Source organism: Roseibium sp. RKSG952 (assembly GCF_009711355.1).
In genome coordinates this window covers 1-17094 of the sequence record NZ_SMMF01000937.1, presented here as the reverse complement: position 1 = coordinate 17094, position 17094 = coordinate 1, and the positions used below count along the sequence as shown (strand labels likewise).

Annotated in this window: 17 protein-coding genes; 6 read left to right on the top strand and 11 right to left on the bottom strand. The window is 54.6% G+C overall.

The annotated features are described in order from the left end of the window. Positions 1–2 precede the first annotated feature (2 nt). The 9 genes from E1297_RS26875 to guaA form a co-directional block, all read right to left on the bottom strand. On the bottom strand, positions 3–617 hold the full coding sequence (locus E1297_RS26875) for a TetR/AcrR family transcriptional regulator (protein ID WP_155143724.1): 615 nt from the start codon (positions 615–617) through the stop codon (positions 3–5). Positions 618–750: 133 nt separating this feature from the next. Beyond that, positions 751–1620 carry a polyphosphate kinase 2 gene (gene ppk2, locus E1297_RS26870; protein WP_155143722.1) on the bottom strand — a complete coding sequence of 290 codons (870 nt, stop codon included), beginning with the start codon at positions 1618–1620 and terminating at the stop codon, positions 751–753. Between the two features lie 48 nt (positions 1621–1668). Further along, positions 1669–2622, bottom strand: a complete 954-nt coding sequence (locus tag E1297_RS26865; protein ID WP_155143720.1) for an alpha/beta fold hydrolase — start codon at positions 2620–2622, stop codon at positions 1669–1671. Beyond that, positions 2612–3529, bottom strand: a complete 918-nt coding sequence (metA, locus tag E1297_RS26860; protein ID WP_155143718.1) for a homoserine O-succinyltransferase — start codon at positions 3527–3529, stop codon at positions 2612–2614. Before metA ends, E1297_RS26865 begins: the two co-directional genes overlap by 11 nt. Positions 3530–3567: 38 nt before the next feature. Beyond that, positions 3568–4440, bottom strand: a complete 873-nt coding sequence (locus E1297_RS26855) for an ATPase (RefSeq protein WP_155143716.1) — start codon at positions 4438–4440, stop codon at positions 3568–3570. A gap of 49 nt (positions 4441–4489) precedes the next feature. After that, a complete protein-coding gene (locus E1297_RS26850) occupies positions 4490–5386 on the bottom strand; it encodes a DMT family transporter (protein ID WP_155143714.1) in 897 nt (298 codons plus the stop codon). Between the two features lie 103 nt (positions 5387–5489). Continuing rightward, complete coding sequence (locus E1297_RS26845) at positions 5490–6617, bottom strand: OmpP1/FadL family transporter (RefSeq protein WP_155143712.1); 1128 nt, start codon at positions 6615–6617, stop codon at positions 5490–5492. A 132-nt stretch (positions 6618–6749) separates the two neighbouring features. Next, positions 6750–7649, bottom strand: coding sequence for a DMT family transporter (locus E1297_RS26840; protein ID WP_368669690.1), 900 nt, complete (start codon positions 7647–7649; stop codon positions 6750–6752). 100 nt (positions 7650–7749) lie between these two features. Beyond that, complete coding sequence (guaA, locus tag E1297_RS26835) at positions 7750–9309, bottom strand: glutamine-hydrolyzing GMP synthase (RefSeq protein WP_155143710.1); 1560 nt, start codon at positions 9307–9309, stop codon at positions 7750–7752. 92 nt (positions 9310–9401) lie between these two features. On the opposite strand from guaA, the gene E1297_RS26830 reads away from it, so the two are divergent. Together E1297_RS26830 and E1297_RS26825 are read left to right on the top strand one after the other, a co-directional pair. Next, entirely contained in the window at positions 9402–9842 is a 441-nt protein-coding gene (locus E1297_RS26830) for a GNAT family N-acetyltransferase (RefSeq protein ID WP_155143708.1), read from the top strand. A 135-nt stretch (positions 9843–9977) separates the two neighbouring features. Next, positions 9978–11522 carry a trimethylamine methyltransferase family protein gene (locus tag E1297_RS26825; protein WP_155143706.1) on the top strand — a complete coding sequence of 515 codons (1545 nt, stop codon included), beginning with the start codon at positions 9978–9980 and terminating at the stop codon, positions 11520–11522. Here the strand turns inward: E1297_RS26825 and E1297_RS26820 are convergent, their stop codons facing one another. Beyond that, entirely contained in the window at positions 11523–11822 is a 300-nt protein-coding gene (locus tag E1297_RS26820; RefSeq protein ID WP_155143704.1) for a DUF6477 family protein, read from the bottom strand. It abuts the gene before it with no gap. A 242-nt stretch (positions 11823–12064) separates the two neighbouring features. On the opposite strand from E1297_RS26820, the gene E1297_RS26815 reads away from it, so the two are divergent. Both E1297_RS26815 and E1297_RS26810 read left to right on the top strand, forming a co-directional pair. Continuing rightward, a complete protein-coding gene (locus E1297_RS26815; RefSeq protein ID WP_155143702.1) occupies positions 12065–13186 on the top strand; it encodes a DUF6456 domain-containing protein in 1122 nt (373 codons plus the stop codon). A gap of 61 nt (positions 13187–13247) precedes the next feature. After that, positions 13248–14171: a hydrogen peroxide-inducible genes activator gene (locus E1297_RS26810; protein WP_155143700.1), complete on the top strand. Its 924-nt coding sequence runs from the start codon at positions 13248–13250 to the stop codon at positions 14169–14171. 47 nt (positions 14172–14218) lie between these two features. Here E1297_RS26810 and E1297_RS26805 read toward each other — a convergent pair whose 3' ends face one another. After that, complete coding sequence (locus tag E1297_RS26805) at positions 14219–14767, bottom strand: peroxiredoxin (protein WP_155143698.1); 549 nt, start codon at positions 14765–14767, stop codon at positions 14219–14221. A gap of 265 nt (positions 14768–15032) precedes the next feature. Here E1297_RS26805 and lipA point away from each other — a divergent pair, with 265 nt between their 5' ends. After that, a complete protein-coding gene (lipA, locus tag E1297_RS26800; protein WP_170333038.1) occupies positions 15033–15983 on the top strand; it encodes a lipoyl synthase in 951 nt (316 codons plus the stop codon). Then, positions 15980–17094: amidohydrolase (locus E1297_RS26795; RefSeq protein WP_368669689.1), on the top strand; the 1115-nt coding region annotated here is incomplete at its 3' end. The genes lipA and E1297_RS26795, both read left to right, overlap by 4 nt.

The following is a 17094-nucleotide window of genomic DNA, read 5'->3' as shown; positions in this document are numbered from 1 at the left end:
TGCTATTCGTCTGGTGGCACCAGACCGAGACCTCTGAGATAAATTCCTATCCCGGACTCGAGCAAATCTTCGGGTGAAAATGGAGAACTTGCGCCAGTGTTTCGGGCGTATAGTTCCACGACGCCATGGCTCATAGCCCAAATGTGGGCACTGAACATCGAGGCGGGTGGTCGTTTCTCCGGTGGGATATGCTGCGACAGGTCCGAGGCCGCCTTTTCCAGAACGTCTTTGGCCCGGTTGGCAGCCATCGCCAGTTCGGGCGTACGATTTACCGAAATACCGCTTTCGAACATCGCGATATAGTGGCCGGGATGTTTGCGGGCAAAAGCCAGATAAGCGCGTCCTGTTGCCTCGAAAGCGGCCAAGGCTGATGGCTGACCTTTGTCGTAGGCAAATTGCATCAGGTCCGCGAACATTTCAAAGCCCTGTCGTGCAGCCTCGGCGATCAGGTCTTCGCGACCATGGTAGTGACGGTACACAGCCGCAGGGGTAACACCAGCAGTCTTCGCCGCCTCAGACAGTGTAAAGCCTGTCGGCCCCTTTTCCTCGATCAACGACAAGGCCGCTTCGATCAGGGCTTGCTTGAGATTTCCGTGGTGATAGCCGCGTTTGGTCATCCCGGCTTCAGGTGCCTCTTGGTTTTAGTGTTTTTAGAAGTAGATACATAGAGTAACCCCGTGCAATCGTCCAACAATTGCACCGTGAATTTAGCAGTTTTCTCAGTTCCACGAAATGCGAACAATCGGTGCACTAGGCGTCCCAGACCTCGGGTCCGCCGCATATTTTTGAATCTATGGGGCCAATGGCCTTTGGTTTCTTCTCGTCATAGTCCAGCGCGCTCAAAACGGTTTTGATCGCCTCTAGGCGGGCTCGTTTCTTGTCATCAGATCGAACGATGGTCCAGGGGCAGTGTTCCGCATGTGATCGCGTCAGAGTTTCCGCAATCGACTGCGTGTATTCTTCCCATTTATCCAGGCCTGCGACATCAATGGGGCTGAGTTTCCATTGTTTCAGGGGGTCAGTCTCGCGCGACAAAAAGCGGTTAAGCTGTTCGGCACGCCCTACATTCAGCCAGAATTTGAAAAGTTGAATGCCGTCATTCACGAGGCCTGTTTCCAGCGGTCGGACCTGGCGAAAAAAACGCTCGCGTTCTTCATTCGTGCAGAAACCGAACACGTTTTCGACAACGCCGCGATTGTACCAGCTGCGGTCGAAGAACACGATTTCTCCGGCAGACGGCAGGTGCGGGATATAGCGTTGAAAGTACCATTGGCTGCGCTCTGAGTCCGAGGGTTTACCGAGCGCTACGTTCCTGGCACCGCGAGGGTTCAGATTTTCCCTAAACCGTTTGATTGTGCCACCCTTGCCAGCGGCATCGCGGCCTTCAAATATGATGGCAATCCGCTGTCCGGTTTCCTTGACCCAAGACTGCATCTTGACGAGTTCGATCTGCAGGGCGTCCATTTGTTCGTCATAGTCCTTACCCTTCATTCGTTCAGGGTAGGGATAAGTAGGATTTAGAATGTCACCCTTCTTCGACTTTTCGATGGCCTGTCGAACCTCTTTTGGGGCGCTGTTCTTAAAGTACTTTTGGATCGAACCTTTTTCTGATCGGGTCATGTGAGCCTCGCCATAAAATCCATAACTTACTATGGATTACGCGTGGCTCTAACGCAAACCTGCCCTTTGAGCTGCACGATCTATCGCCGCAGCAACTTCATCGGCGGCGACAACCTGAGGCATGTGGCCTACGCCTTTCAGCTCTATCAACTCAGCGCCCGGTATCTGCTCGACCAAGCGCTCGGAATGAAGATCCAGCTCCACTGTCGTATCGGCAGTTCCATGGACGATTTCAGTGGGTACTGAGATGTCGCCGTAGCGGGGCTGAAGTTGCGTGATCTCATCCAGCAGATTGGCACGTTGCTTGGCATTCGAATGCATCGACGCACGACGCATGGTTAAGCTGGGACCAAAGTGCTGCGCGTAGCCCTCGGGCGCTTTTTGAGGGGCAAACACAGAGTCCAAAGCCTGCGAGACATACCAGTCAGGTGTGAATGCCGTGATCAGGGGCAGGGCGAGCGTGTTCCCAGCCGATGTCGACGCGATCGTATTGAATGAATCAAGGGGCGTTTCCCAAGGCACCGCGGCGGGTGCAATCAGGACCAGAGCCGAAATGTTGTCGGGGCGGGTAACTGCCCAGGCAAGCGACACAGATCCCCCATAGCTTTGTCCGGCAACGATTGGCTTGTCAGCCCCAAGCAAAGCTGCTGCACGCTGCAGGATTTCCGCCTGTTCGGTGATAGTTTCACCGTCGGGATTGAAGCTGCCGGAATATCCAAGCCCGGGACGGTCAAAAACGATTACCCGGTAGTTTTGAGCGAGTATCGGGGCTAAGGCAAAGGTCATATCACGGGTGTTTCCGCTGGACCCGTGGATCAGGACGACGTCAGGCCCTTCGCCCATGACGACTGCATGAACGGGAACCCCATCGACATCGAGTATTTGTCCTTCGGGCGGAAATTCTGTCTCGGCGCGTGCCTCGTTTCTTGCAGATAACCATGCGGTTACCGAAGCAAGGCAAACCAGAACAACGCCGAGGGATATCAGAATTTTAGTCGCCAATTTTACTCATGTCGAATGGGGTAGACTGGTAAATCTCGTTTATCCAGTTTCCGTAAAGCAGGTGTGCATGGCTGCGCCAGCGGTTCTGAGGTGTTTGAGAGGGATCGTCGTCAGGATAATAGTTGATCGGTACATTGATAGCCGTGCCATTTTCTATGTCCCGGTCATATTCCTGCTTCAGCGTGTCACTGTCATACTCGAAGTGATTGAAGATATAGAGCGCACGGTGCGCGGGATCTTCAACCAGACAAGGTCCAACATCTTCGCTGCCCAACAAAGTCACCAGACCATGAGCATCGCTGATCTCACTTTGTTTCATTTCCGTCCAGCGGCTGACTGGGATGACGCAATCGTCAGAAAAACCGCGCAAAAACGGTGAGGCCGGTGACATGTTCTGATGGCGAAAGCACCCAAAGGCTTTCGCATCCAACATGTGTTTTTTAACGCCGTGGAAGTGGTTGATCATCGCCATCCCGCCCCAGCACACGCCAAATGTGGAATGCACGTTGGTTTGGGTCCACTCGAACACCTCTGAAATTTCATTCCAGTAGGTGACGTCATCAAATTCGAGATGCTCGATCGGCGCACCAGTGATGATCAGACCATCAAACTTCTGATCCCGCACTTCCTGAAAGGGCCGGTAGAAATCCCTCATGTGCTCTGCGGCCGTGTTCTTGGTGCGGTGCTCGGTCATGCGGATCAACGTTAGTTCAATCTGCAATGGCGTTGCGCCAATGAGGCGCGCGAACTGGTTTTCAGTCTGAATCTTTTTTGGCATCAGATTCAAGAGACCGATCCGAAGAGGGCGAATATCCTGACGGGCCGCGTGATCCTCTGCCATGACCATGACGCCTTCCCGGGTCAGGACGTCGAAGGCAGGCAGGTTTGATGGAATCTTGATCGGCATTGGTTCAGACTTTTCAGGCTTCTAGGGAGGTTTGGAACTTAGGCGCGCTTTGGGTTTGTCTCAAGGGTACGTTCGATCAACTCATCGAAATCACGTGCATCCCGTACTTTGCTCACATCGTCAGCAGTGATCGTGATGCCCCAGTTCCTAGCCATAGCTTCGTATCTGGGTTGGCGATGGGCCAATGCCCGCGCATAGGTCCAACGAATGAACGAGTCGGGGTTAACCTCGGCGCTCGAGCAGTCGTGCTCGGTCAGGTATTCGTCCCAGACTTTGGTCAGAAACTCGGCCTGATAAGACATCGGCTTGGGGGCCTTGTCGAAACGGCGGATCAGTTCGGCTGTGTGATCTTCGTCGCCCTTGATCCAAACCATGAGTGTCTGGCGTGACAGTTCCGACATGACCTGATCACCAGGGTCCTCGGGGTCGACCCATTCACAGATTGACCCACCGGTGTCACAAATGAAGTGAGGATAGTCATACAGACGTCTGGCCCGGTCGATGAAGTATTCTGTGTCCAGAAGGGCGTGAATTTCCGCCAGTCGAAACTGCTCCTGTCGCCTGCGGTACTCAGAAATCTCAAGACCACCCAGATCTGGGTTGCCCGGCTTGCCCAAATAGGCGGACACAGGTGTGAGGTTTTCGAACGAGATGTTCGATCCGATATAGATGGAATCCGAAAGTAGCAGATCGCGCAGGAAGGGTACCTTCATCGCTTCGGCTTTGGCGTTGTCGGTGATGTACTCGCCCATGTAACGGGTGCCGATCCGGTAATCGATGGAATAGTGAAACCAGTCGCCGGAATCTCTCAGAACATTTGAAACATATGTCTTGCCCAACCCGGACATGCCGAAAAACAGCACTTTTTTTCGCGCTGCATCGCGCCAATCCCTTGCCGAGCCGTAGATCATGATCCGCTATCCCTTGTTTTGCTCTAGCTAAATCGGCCCGAGGGCGGCGTCAATTGCGCCGTCCTGATCTGCTGAGGATAACAAGGCCAACTGCAAGTATAGCGAACCCGATATAGGCATTGGGAGGCAGTGACTCGCCACGTAACAGAGTGCCAAGCAGTATGGCGACCGGCGGGATGACCAGAGTCACCAGCAGAAGGTTTCCACTGCCGGCAATGGCCAGCACTCGGTAGTAGAGCAAATATGCACCGGCGGTTGCGACGATCGCGTAGTATCCAATCGCTAACCAGGTCTCCAACGGTAATGAAAGGGAAGGGGTCCCATCCACGATCAGCATGATCGGCAGCATCATCACGGTCGATCCTGTCAGCATCCCTGCTGCGGCAACCTGAGGTGAAAGATCAGAAAGGTGAAACCGCGCCCAGACAGCGGCCAACGCATATGAAACGGTACCGGCCAGGATGGCGATCTGCGCCACGCTGCGCAAATCAAAGCTCAGGAAATTCTCAATTCCGATTGTTGTGGCAACGCCTGAGAATCCTAACCCGACACCAAGCAAACGGAGCCCGGTAAGACGTTCGTCCCGAAAGAAAACGGCTGCGATCAAAACCCCGAATATCGCGGTTGCGGCATTCAGGATCGAGGTCAGGCCGGTGTCCACATAAAGCTGCCCCCATGCCATCAGTGAGAACGGTAGTACGTTGTTCAGCAACCCCATGATCAGAAACGCCCCCCATATTCGTAGGCTCCTGGGGACTTTCTGACCGCGTATCAGAATTACAGTCCACAATACCAATGACGCCCAGAAGACGCGGTGAAACACAGATGTCATGACCGGGATTGTGTCGAGTGCAATGCGGATGGACAGGAACGAAGCGCCCCAGATAACTCCTAAGAGAGTGAGTTCAAACCAGGCGCGGGGGGAAAGGGTTTTTTGTAATGCCATGGCTCTGTGTCGCATCGTTGGGCTCAGATATGCGACCCGTTTCTTGCGAAAAGAAAACCCCGCCGAAAGGGCGGGGCAATCCGATTTTCAAATCAGGGTACGCTCAATTGAGGGCGTAAGTAACCTGCAGGCCAACACTCCAGGCGCTGTTGCCGGTGAATCGCCCGCCAGTAGTCGTGGTTGCATCGCCGATATCGGTGTAGCGAATGCCGCCCGAAATCTGAGCCTGTTCGAAGGTGTAGGTGCCGCCGACACCAAAGCTCCAGAAGCCGTCGGTCGGGCCGAGGTTCGAAACAAGCGAACCACTGGAGGTTTCATAACCTGCAGAGACCGCGCCGGAAAACTCTTCGGTGAACTTGTAGCCCAGGCCCAGAGTGTAGGTGAAAGTGTCGTCTGCGTAGTCAACGAGGTTCTGTCTCGCGGCAGCTGTATAAACCGGCGGCGCCAGAACAGTTTGTGGCCAGTCAACCCAGCGGATCGACCCGAACAACAGCGTTTTAGGTGCGACGCCGGTTTGGAAATCCAGGTTCACCGACTGAGGTGTAACAACTTCCGTTGGAGACTGCGTGGTCACAATCGGTGCCGGAACTGGCGGAGGCCTCTGGTTGAGGGATTCCGTCGAGTCGAAGTCGTGCGTGATTTTCGAGTTGTAGGTCAGCGCGACACGCGCAGCGATGTCAGCACGTTCCCAAGCGACACCGACAACATAACCGAAGTCAATCTCGGAACCGGAGTCGAACTGATATCCTGCAACTACTGGAACTGAGACAGTCGCCTTAGCTCGTTGGGCACGAACGCCGCCGATTGCGCTGAAGCCACCATCAAATTTGTAGCGCACCAAGGCAGTAATGGCATCAACATCCGCCTTTGCGCGCAGAACGTCAGTACGACCACCAAAACCAGCCAAGGGGTTCTGTGATAGCGGATAGTTCGACGGATATTCAACGTCAGCACCGTACGGCTCATCATAAATGAGCGCGAAATCCAGCTTGTCGTTAAACGAATGCTTGTATGCTAGGTGTGGTGTGAAGAAGCTCTTGGCCACGTTACCGGAAGAGACGCCGTTTTGCTCACCGCTCACTTTGGGGTCTGCGTACCCCAAACGGAACTGCACGACCGAACCTTCTTCGAACAAGATATTGACGCCCTGACCGCTTCGGTCCAGGCCGCCCGCCTGTACTGCCGTCGCCCCGACACATACCGCGCACGCTTGTAGCAGCGCTTTTTTCATTTCGTCCTCCCTTTTCACTATCCGATAGCCTCGGGTGCGTCAGAGTGACCGACATACCCCTGCTATTTTTTATAGGTTCCTGATAATCGCGTAGACATTTAAAAAACGTCAACCAGTGACCGAACGTTAGTTTCAGCGAGTGTTCTGCGGCTGTGTTGCGGAATTGATACGATTTTCAGACCAGACGTTCAGGAATATTCCCGAAAAGATTACAGCAGCCCCCAGCAGGGTCCATTGATCCAATGGCTCGTGATACAGGATCATTCCGACGATCGCGATTGTAGGCAGGCGTGCAAAATCGAAGGGTATCACAACGGTTGCAGGCGCAATGGCCAGAGCGTTTGTGATACAGAAATGTGCAAGTAAACCAGCCAGCCCAACAAGGATCAGGAACGGAGCAGTTTCCACTGTCGGCAGTGCAATCTGACCATCCAATCCAGCTGCGGCAAGTCCAAGAATGGCCTGCATCACCGTCAACCAGAAAACGATACAGGCGATGCTGGTATGACGCGTAAGTGTTTTTGTGGAAATCGTTGTTAAAGCGAAGAAAATGGCAGATGCGGCTGCCGCGATCACACCCGGGCTAATCGCCGTCACCCCGGGGCGCGCGACGATGAGAATTCCAGCAAATCCAATAATCGCCGACGTCATTCGCAGGGCTGTCAGACGCTCTTTAAGCAAGAGTGGGGAGAGAAGGATGACCCAGATCGGTTGAGTGAATTCCAGCGCAAAAACCTGAGCCAAAGGGATGACGCCTACGGCGTAAAACCAGAGATTTTGCCCCGTGAAGTGGAGCGTGTTTCTGACTGCGTGCAGGCCTAATCTATTCGTCGATACCTGGTGCCAGTTTCCGGTGAATGACAGGATCAGGGACACTACGAAAACCCCGACCACGCTGCGATACATCATGATTTCAAAGGTATCGTGTGAAAGGCTGAGCTCACGCCCGGCAACCGCCATGGATGAGAATGATGCAATGGCACCCGTCATCCAGAGGGCGGCCTTACCGATTTCAGCTTTCTTTTCGGTCACACCGAACTCCGATGAAGTCTCGTTCTATAGCATTGATGAGTAATCTCTTTTTGGCCCGAACATACAACAAAAAAGCCGGGACAAAGCCCGGCTTTTCAACTTATTCCCACTCGATCGTTCCCGGTGGTTTTGACGTAATGTCATAGGTACACCGGTTGATGCCTTTAACTTCGTTGATGATCCGGGTTGCCGTTTCACCAAGGAATTCATGGCTGAAAGGGTAATAATCAGCGGTCATGCCATCTACTGACGTTACGGCACGAAGTGCGCAAGCGTAGTCATAGGTGCGACCATCACCCATTACACCGACCGTGCGAACCGGAAGAATCGCCACAAAGGCCTGCCAGATCTCGTCATACAGGCCGTGTTTGCGAATCTGATCGATGTAAATCGCATCGGCTTCGCGCAGGATATCCAGTTTTTCGCGTGTGATCTCGCCAGGGCAACGGATCGCCAGTCCTGGTCCGGGGAAGGGGTGGCGGCCAATAAAGCTCTGGGGCAATCCCAGCTCGCGACCAAGTGCGCGGACCTCGTCCTTGAACAGCTCGCGAAGAGGTTCGACCAGCTTCAGGCCCATTTTCTCGGGTAGGCCACCTACATTGTGGTGCGATTTGATCGTTACCGAGGGACCGCCCGAGAAGGATACGGATTCGATGACGTCAGGATATAGAGTGCCCTGAGCAAGGAATTCGGCACCATCAATCGTGTCCGCATGTTTCTGGAACACATCAATGAACAGCTTGCCAATGATCTTGCGCTTAGTTTCCGGATCGCTTTGCCCATCCAGTTCTCCGAGGAACAACTCGCTCTCATCTGCGTGGATCAGCTGGATGTTGTAGTTGTCGCGGAACATCGAGACGACTTCCTGCGCTTCGTTCTTTCGAAGAAGGCCATGGTCCACAAACACACAAGTTAGCTGATCACCGATGGCTTCGTGAATCAGGATAGCCGCGACTGAGCTGTCGACACCGCCGGACAGGCCACAGATGACTTTCTTATCGCCTACTTGTTCGCGGATTTTCTCGATCATCTGCTCACGGTAGGCTCCCATGGTCCAGTCGCCCTTGAACCCCGCCAGTCTGACGAAGTTCTCATAGAGCTTGGCACCTTTGGGAGTATGGTGCACTTCCGGGTGGAACTGGACCGCGTAGAAATGCCGCTCAGTGTCCGCAGTGATAGCAAAAGGCGCATTCGGGGAGGTTCCGAAAACCTCAAAACCCGGTGCAATCTCGCTGACGTGGTCACCGTGACTCATCCAGACCTGTTCGTCGCCATCCGTGAACCAGCCGTTCAGAATATCCAGTTGCCCTTTCGGCGTGACAAAAGCGCGTCCGAACTCGGCGGTGCCGTGGCCGCTTTCAACCTTGCCGCCCAGCTGGTGCATCATCACCTGTTGACCGTAGCAGATGCCCAGTATGGGCACACCGTAGTCAAAGATCTCCTGCGGGGCGCGGGGGGATCCGTCACGCGTCACGCTGTCGGGCCCGCCAGAAAAGATCACGGCGCGGGGTGCCATGTCTCGCACGAAGTCCATCGTGACGTTTTGGTAAGGGTGGATTTCACAGTAGACATTCAGCTCGCGCAGGCGGCGGGCGATAAGCTGCGTAACCTGGCTGCCGAAGTCGATGATCAGAAGGCGGTCGTGGGATGTCTGGGTCATACCCGGCTCTTAGGTTGCAAGCCTTGCATGTGCAAGCGCAATGACACCAATTGGCGGAGATGTGGCCCAGTCAATCGAAGGGAAGAGGCGCAATGGCTGATATTCGTTTCCGAAATGCAAGTGTGGGTGATGCGCAAGCAATCAGGAAGTGTATCGACCAAGCTTATGCCGCGGCACGGCGTGACATTCCGGATTTGCCCGATGTTTCGGCGGGCATCGAAGAGGATATTCGAGATCATTGGGTGAGTGTCGCTGAGATAGGTGACGCTCTTGTTGGTGTCATAGTCTTTGCCCGGATCGACCAGGCGATCATAGTCTTTAATATTGCTGTGTCTACAGAGACCCAAGGGCAAGGTGTGGCGCGGAAGCTATTGGAGATTGCAGAACGAACTGGGCGAGAGCAGGGGTGCAACGTACTTCGGTTGGCGACCCATCGACAGATGCAGGATACGCGGGCAGTTTATCGTCATTTGGGGTGGCGCGAAGAAGAAACTGAGGGCAACAAAGTCTGGATGTTCAAATCGCTGGACTGACCGAACGCGGGGTAACTGGCGCACGTCAGGCTATTCATGTCGCTTTTACCCCTATTGCGACGTAATCTACATTTGGTCAGGTCCGAGCTTCCTGTAACAAACTTGCAAATCTAACCATCCAGACGGGATTATCTCATGGCAGAGGCAAACACCCGGCGCAGAGCACGAGGTGGCGGTGGCGCCGCCCGCCGGGCCGAGCGCACCGCGGTTCGCATCGAAACGGCGAAATACATCGAACGCAACATTCCCAACTTCGAGATCCTCAACGAAGAAGCGTTGGAGATTATCGAGGCAAATGCAGAAACCGTGCTGGCAGAAGTCGGTGTCAACTTTGTTGACAATCCCGGTGCGTTGCAGCGCTGGAAAGATGCTGGTGCCGATGTCGACGGTGAGCGTGTGCGCATTCCTCGCGGTTTGGCCCGCGAACTGATCAAGACGGCACCCAGCCAGTTCACCCAGCATGCACGCAACCCCGAAAAATCTGTTGTCATCGGTGGTCGCAATCTGGTGCTGGCACCGGTCTATGGCCCTCCGTTCGTGCGGGATGCGCAGGGCGGCCGTCGCTATGCGACCATGGATGATTTCAACAAGTTCGTGAAACTGGCCTATATGTCCAAGTGGCTGCACCACTCGGGCGGAACGGTGTGTGAGCCGACGGATATTCCGGTGAACAAGCGTCACCTGGACATGCTGATGGCGCACATGACCCTGTCGGACAAGCCGTTCATGGGCTCGGTCACCGATCCCAGCCGCGCGCAGGATTCGGTTGAGATGTGCGAGATCCTGTTCGGCAAAGAGTTCGTGCAGGAAAACACTGTCATGACATCGCTGACCAACATCAACTCGCCGATGACTTTCGACGACGTGATGATGGGTTCGCTTGAAGTATATGCTGCAAACAATCAGGCATGCATCATCTCGCCCTTTATCGTGGGTGGCGCGATGGCACCGGTTTCGGTGGCAGGGACTTTGACTCAGGTTCTGGCCGAGGTTCTGGCAGGCGTTGCCTACAGCCAGATTATCCGTCCGGGTGCACCAGCAATCTTTGGTGCCTTTGTCTCGTCGATCGACATGAACTCGGGCGCGCCGACCTTTGGCACGCCCGAAGCGTCAATGGTTACCTATGGCGCGGGTCAGCTGGCGCGTCGTCTGAACCTGCCTTTCCGTTCGGCCGGGTCGTTCTGCGGCTCGAAACTGCCGGACGCACAAGCTGCCTATGAAACCGCAAACTCGCTGAATATGGGCCTGATGTCGGGTGTAAACTTCATGTTGCACTCATGTGGCTGGCTCGAGGGCGGTCTGGTTGCCGACTTCGAGAAGTTCGTCATGGATGCCGATCAGTTGGGTGTTCTGCACGGTCTGGCCAAAGGCGTTGCGTACGACGAAAATGCGCAGGCGATGGACGCGATCCGCGAAGTTGGTCCGGGTGGTCACTACCTAGGTTGCGCGCATACCCAGGCGAATTTCAAGGAAGCATTCTGGAAATCTGAGGTTCTCGACTACAAACCCTTCGAGACTTGGGAAGACGAGGGCGGCCGCGACACGCGTCAGTTGGCCACGTCACGGGTCGAACATCTGTTGGCAAATTACCAGCAGCCGCAGCTCGACCCTGCTGTCAACGAAGCACTGAACGCATATGTTGCGGAAAAGAAGGCGTCCGTTCCAGACGCCTTCACCTGATCACTGATATTGTGAAGCTCGGCTGGCCCGGTACAGCTGCGCCTCACCGATCACTGCGATTAACAAATCCAGATGCCGCACCAATGAGTATGCGGCATCTGACTCCTTCCTCATGGCGTTGACCTCGCGCTCAAGCTCCATCAGGCGGATCAATGACGCACTTGGTTTTGGTAGAGCGCCAAAGCCAAGGATGCGTTGTAAATGTCGTTCCCGATCATAATCTTGTGCCCCGATTCTGGCTGCTCGCGTCAGCAAGCGAGGGCGACGAAGTGAGGCGATCATGGTCGACAGGTCATGCATCAAAGCGTTCCTTGTTATCTGAATTGAACGCGATATTTGTCACACAACCATTGCGGGTGTTGCCTTGTTTCTGTTCTCCCCGAACGATGGTTTCACGACTGTTTATCTTTTTGAATCAATTCTGGTTCACGCCGTTTGTGGTTAACGAACAAGTAACGAAAGCGGCTCTAGTTAGATTTGGTTAACGAAAAATCTGACGGCGAAATTTGACAGTTTGTTGTTGTCGACGAGGGCAAATAAATATGGAAAACAGCTTGGCTTTCACCGTTCCGGCATGGGTTCCTGAGGGCGCGCAAAGGTATCTGGCCCACACCGAGGCTGGTAGGTCGATCCGAGATCTTGCGCGATCGGCCGGGTGCCATGCCTCGACAATTCTTAGACAGATCAGGCGGATCGAAATGCGTCGGGATGACCCGCTGGTTGATGCCGCGCTGCAATCCTTGGCCGAGACCCATTTTCCTTCCGAAGATCAGCAAGGGAGGAGGGTTTTCGCATCGCAAGGCACCAAAGACTTTGTCCTGCAGCCGAGCAACGAAGACAATGAGTTTGATCGTGAAGCTTTACGAGTTCTGCGCAGGCTGTGCGAAACGGGTTCGGTACTTGCCGTTGCAGAGGACATGGATAAAGCCGTTGTTGTACGTGATAGCGGGGATGCTGGCGCAACTCGTACAGCAGTAGTGGATTGCAAGATCGCGCAGGCGCTTGCGCTGCAAGACTGGATTACTTGCGACAACCCGGGGCGCATCTCTCGCTATCGTATCTCGACTACGGGCCGATCTGCATTGGGTCGACTGATTGCCGAGGCAGAAAACCGGGCGCGGGCTCGCAATGAGTTTGGCATGGCCGAAGCGCAGACACCCTTTCAGGCAGATCAAAGGGTTAAGGCGGGGGCTAGCGCACAACCAAATCGGCAAAGACGTATCCGCTACAGTGCCGCAGAAAGTCCTCTGATTGCTTTGTCTCGTCGCCGGGATCGAGATGGGAACCCATTTCTTGACGAGGCGCTTGTAGCAGCGGGCGAGCGGTTGCGCGAGGACTTTGAACTCGCGCAGATTGGGCCTCAGGTCACCCAAAACTGGGACAAGTTTCTCACCGGGGGCGGTCGGGGTAGTTTCGTGGCGGATGCGCATGTGGGGCGCGGATCCTCCGACGCTCGGGATCGGGTCGCGAATGCGCTTTCAGATCTAGGTCCGGGTTTGAGCGATGTGGCATTGCGTTGTTGCTGCTACCTTGAAGGCCTGGAATTAGCCGAAAAGCGAATGGGTTGGTCTGCCCGGTCGGGGAAAATTGTACTGCGCATCGCACTGCAACGCCTAAAACGGCATTACGAGGATCAAGCTGAGAAAGACCGAATGATCGGCTGATCTAGCCCAATCATTCATTTGCCGATCTTGCGATTTTGTGGGTGAGTGATAATCAAGGGTTATGAATTTCACCCTCAGACAACTCCAGTACTTTAGAGCGGTTGCCGAGCAGCGTAACTTTGGGCGCGCTGCGCAAGTTTGCCATGTCTCACAGCCCGCTCTTTCGGTGCAGATCAAAGCTTTAGAGCAAACAATGGGTGGGCCGCTTTTTGAGCGGCAGGCTCGGGATATTCTGCTCACGCCACTTGGGCGTGACGTACTTGAACACGCGCGGGGTGTTCTTGGTGCGGCGGATCGCCTGGACCGGTTCGCTCGTGACCATTCGGGTGGACATCGATCTCTTTCAATTGGCGTCATTCCGACCGTCGCACCATATTTGCTGCCGGGAGTTTTGGCTGGTCTACGTGCCGCGGATGTCTCGCTTCGTGTTCAGATACGCGAAGCGCGTACCGAACGTCTGTTGTCGATGCTACGCAGGGGGGAGATTGACGCCGCAGTATTAGCGTTGCCAGTAGGTGGAAGCGAGCTGGAAGAGCTCCCTCTGTTCGAGGACAGATTTTTACTGGCCGGAAGCGAAGCTCGGTTGAGCCGATTGTCAATCAGCCCCGAAGCGTTGCGACCGATCGACTTGGGTTCTGCACAGTTAATGCTGTTGGAAGACGGCCATTGTTTGACCGACCAGGCGCTGGAAGTGTGCGGTCAGGACCGCACCAGTGCTCAGATCAACATGGGGGCATCGTCGCTTGCCACGCTGTCGCGTCTTGTGGCCGAAGGGTTTGGGCTGACGCTCATGCCAGAGATTGCCGCGCAGTCCGAATCCGACGCAGTTCCGGGTTTGCGTTTGTTGCGATTTGGCGCGCCGCAACCTGCTCGTACAGTTGGACTTGTGCGACGTGCATCGACCGCAAATGAGGATTGGTTTGAAAAGCTGGCTCAGGTCATTCGTCAGGTTGGCGAAGACATTGTCGGAGGCACACAGATATAGAAAAGGCCCGCAATCATGCGGGCCTTCCTGACATTTGAACGACTGGATCAGGCGAGTGCCGGTTCCTTGGCTTCGTCCAGATACTTCTTCAGGTTTTCGGGCGAAGAAACGCCATATGGATCTTCGGGGCAGTTATCCATCAGGCCGGGCTCTTCAAACCAGGCTTCGACGACACCGTCTTTAATGATGGCTGCATAACGCCAGGAACGCATGCCAAAGCCCAGATTGTCTTTATCGACCAGCATGCCCATTTTACGGGTGAATTCGCCCGAACCGTCGGGTATGACTTTGACGTTGCTTAGTTCCTGATCTTGCGCCCATTTGTTCATGACAAAGCTGTCATTGACCGACATGCAGTAGATTTCATCGATGCCCTGAGTTTTGAAGTCGTCAAAACCCTTCTCGAAACCCGGAAGCTGATAGGTCGAGCAGGTCGGTGTAAACGCACCTGGCAGCGAGAACAGGACTACCCGCTTGCCCGCAAAATAGTCAGCAGTGGTTTTGTCTTCCCAACGGAATGGGTTGGGACCTTCGATCGATGCGTCGCGTACGCGGGTGTGGAAGGTCACTTCGGGCAGTTTCGCGCCAGTCTTCATGTTCAAACTCCTGTGAATCACATGCGTTTGAGTTGCGATTTAAAAGGATTCTAAAAGTGCTTCAATGACTGATATGCCGCGTGTGCAAATTTCCCAATAACCGTTGGAACGCAATGAGTTTACCGGGCAAATGTCTATTGTTTTTGACTTGATTTCTGCGATTGCAAGGTGGGTGTGCATAGCAGGTATGCACGGGTAGCGTAATCAGCCTGATCAGTTTATGTTATGGGTAAACCGAATTGACCCAAAGTCAGGAAGTTCTTCAGTGCGTGATCTGAAAATCCCGGAGCAAAGGCACCCGGAAAAAGCCCATCGGCCCGACAATGCTCAGCCGAAAAAGCCAAACTGGATTCGCGTCAAGGCGCCGGGCGGCAAAGGGTATGCCGATACGCGCAAGATCATGCGCGAAAACAATCTGGTGACAGTCTGCGAAGAGGCAGGTTGCCCGAATGTGGGTGAGTGCTGGAGCCAGGGTCACGCCACGATGATGATCATGGGCGAGATTTGTACGCGCGGCTGCACTTTCTGCAATATCGCCACCGGTCGCCCGGATACGCTGGATGCGTTTGAGCCGGGTCGCGTTGCACATGCGGTTGAAAAGCTTGGCCTGAATCACGTGGTGATCACTTCGGTCGACCGCGATGACCTTAAGGATGGCGGGGCGGAACACTTTGCGCAGACCATCCGCGCGGTCCGGCACCGTTCGCCCAAAACAACGATTGAAATTCTCACTCCAGATTTTCTGAAATGCGATCCGTCGGTTCTGAAAATCGTGGTTGATGCAAAGCCAGATGTCTTTAACCACAATCTTGAAACGGTTCCGGGGTTGTATCCCGAAGTTCGTCCAGGCGCGCGCTACTTCCACTCATTGCGACTGTTGCAGCGCGTCAAAGAGCTTGATCCTTCGATCTTTACCAAGTCCGGCATCATGGTGGGACTGGGCGAACAAGAGCAGGAAGTTCGTCAGGTCATGGATGACATGCGGGCTGCGGACATTGATTTTCTGACCATCGGACAGTATTTGCAGCCGACGCCCAAGCACCACGGAGTGGATCGTTTCGTTACGCCCGAGGAATTCGCGTCCTACGAAAAGGCTGCTTATGGCAAGGGTTTCCTGATGGTTTCGGCAACACCGCTGACCCGCTCTTCCTATCACGCGGGCGATGACTTTGCGCGCTTGCGCGAGGCGCGGCAGAAGAAGCTGGGTCAGGCGTGACCCCTGAAACTCTGGCGCGGCTGACATCGCTGCGCCACAAGCTGCATCAATCACCTGAAATCTCCGGTGAAGAGAAAAACACTGCTGCGCAGATTGCGGAGTTGTTGGAGCAACATTCACCCGACCGGATCCTGAAGGATATCGGTGGCCACGGTCTTGCTGTCCTGTTTGACAGCGGACAGGCGGGGCCAACGGTTGGTATCCGATGCGAGCTTGACGGTTTGCCGATTCAGGAAATCTCTGATGCACCCTATGTCTCGCGCATTCCCGGGAAGGGGCATCTGTGTGGTCACGATGGTCACATGACAATGGTGCTGGGTGTTGCCGAGGCCTTGGGGAAATCACGGCCACCAGACGGAAAAGTGGTGCTGATTTTCCAACCGGCCGAGGAAACCGGGCAGGGAGCGATTGCTTATCGTGCTGATCCTAAGTTCGCTGAGATCGCACCTGATTACATGTTTTCACTGCATAACCTGCCAGGACTCGACCTAGGTGAGGTTGAGCTGTGCCAGGGGCCAGCCAATTGCGCATCGCGTGGGATGCGAATTGTGTTGAAGGGCAAGACCTCTCACGCTGCGGCACCCCAGGATGGTGTTTCGCCCGCGGGTGCATTGTCCCAGCTCATTCCTGTTTTGGCAGATCTTGGTAAGGGTGGGGCGCTTGACGCAGATTTTGCGCTGACGACAGTCACTCACGCCAGTTTGGGCGAAGCAACCTTTGGAATTGCACCGGGACACGCAGAGCTTTGGGTGACGTTGAGAACAGTGTCTGACAACCGCATGTCTCGCCTGATTCAGGATGCCGAAAACCTGGTGCAGTCTGTTGCCAAATCTGAAGGATTGGCAGTGGACATTTCGTACGATGATATTTTCGAAGCCTGCACCAACAATGCCGAGGCTACCGAGGTTTTAGCTCAAGCCTGTGCCGCACAGAGTGTTCCGTGCCAAATGGTTTCAGAACCTCAAAGGTTCTCTGAAGATTTTGGTCAATTCGGGAAAGGTGCCAAATCAGCCATGTTCTGGTTAGGCTCTGGAAAGGACCATCCTCAGCTGCACAATCCAGACTACGATTTTCCGGATGCCCTGATCCCAATCGGAGCAGGTATTTTTCT

What these genes read in the sequence shown, in the direction of transcription:
- E1297_RS26825 (WP_155143706.1), top strand. Translation starts at nt 9,978, where the DNA reads ATGGCAGAGGCAAACACCCGGCGCAGAGCACGAGGTGGCGGTGGCGCC.
- E1297_RS26810 (WP_155143700.1), top strand. Translation starts at nt 13,248, where the DNA reads ATGAATTTCACCCTCAGACAACTCCAGTACTTTAGAGCGGTTGCCGAG.
- E1297_RS26830 (WP_155143708.1), top strand. Translation starts at nt 9,402, where the DNA reads ATGGCTGATATTCGTTTCCGAAATGCAAGTGTGGGTGATGCGCAAGCA.
- ppk2 (WP_155143722.1), bottom strand. Translation starts at nt 1,620, where the DNA reads ATGACCCGATCAGAAAAAGGTTCGATCCAAAAGTACTTTAAGAACAGC.
- E1297_RS26855 (WP_155143716.1), bottom strand. Translation starts at nt 4,440, where the DNA reads ATGATCTACGGCTCGGCAAGGGATTGGCGCGATGCAGCGCGAAAAAAA.
- metA (WP_155143718.1), bottom strand. Translation starts at nt 3,529, where the DNA reads ATGCCGATCAAGATTCCATCAAACCTGCCTGCCTTCGACGTCCTGACC.
- E1297_RS26815 (WP_155143702.1), top strand. Translation starts at nt 12,065, where the DNA reads ATGGAAAACAGCTTGGCTTTCACCGTTCCGGCATGGGTTCCTGAGGGC.
- E1297_RS26845 (WP_155143712.1), bottom strand. Translation starts at nt 6,617, where the DNA reads ATGAAAAAAGCGCTGCTACAAGCGTGCGCGGTATGTGTCGGGGCGACG.
- guaA (WP_155143710.1), bottom strand. Translation starts at nt 9,309, where the DNA reads ATGACCCAGACATCCCACGACCGCCTTCTGATCATCGACTTCGGCAGC.
- E1297_RS26850 (WP_155143714.1), bottom strand. Translation starts at nt 5,386, where the DNA reads ATGGCATTACAAAAAACCCTTTCCCCCCGCGCCTGGTTTGAACTCACT.
- E1297_RS26875 (WP_155143724.1), bottom strand. Translation starts at nt 617, where the DNA reads ATGACCAAACGCGGCTATCACCACGGAAATCTCAAGCAAGCCCTGATC.
- E1297_RS26805 (WP_155143698.1), bottom strand. Translation starts at nt 14,767, where the DNA reads ATGAAGACTGGCGCGAAACTGCCCGAAGTGACCTTCCACACCCGCGTA.
- E1297_RS26820 (WP_155143704.1), bottom strand. Translation starts at nt 11,822, where the DNA reads ATGCATGACCTGTCGACCATGATCGCCTCACTTCGTCGCCCTCGCTTG.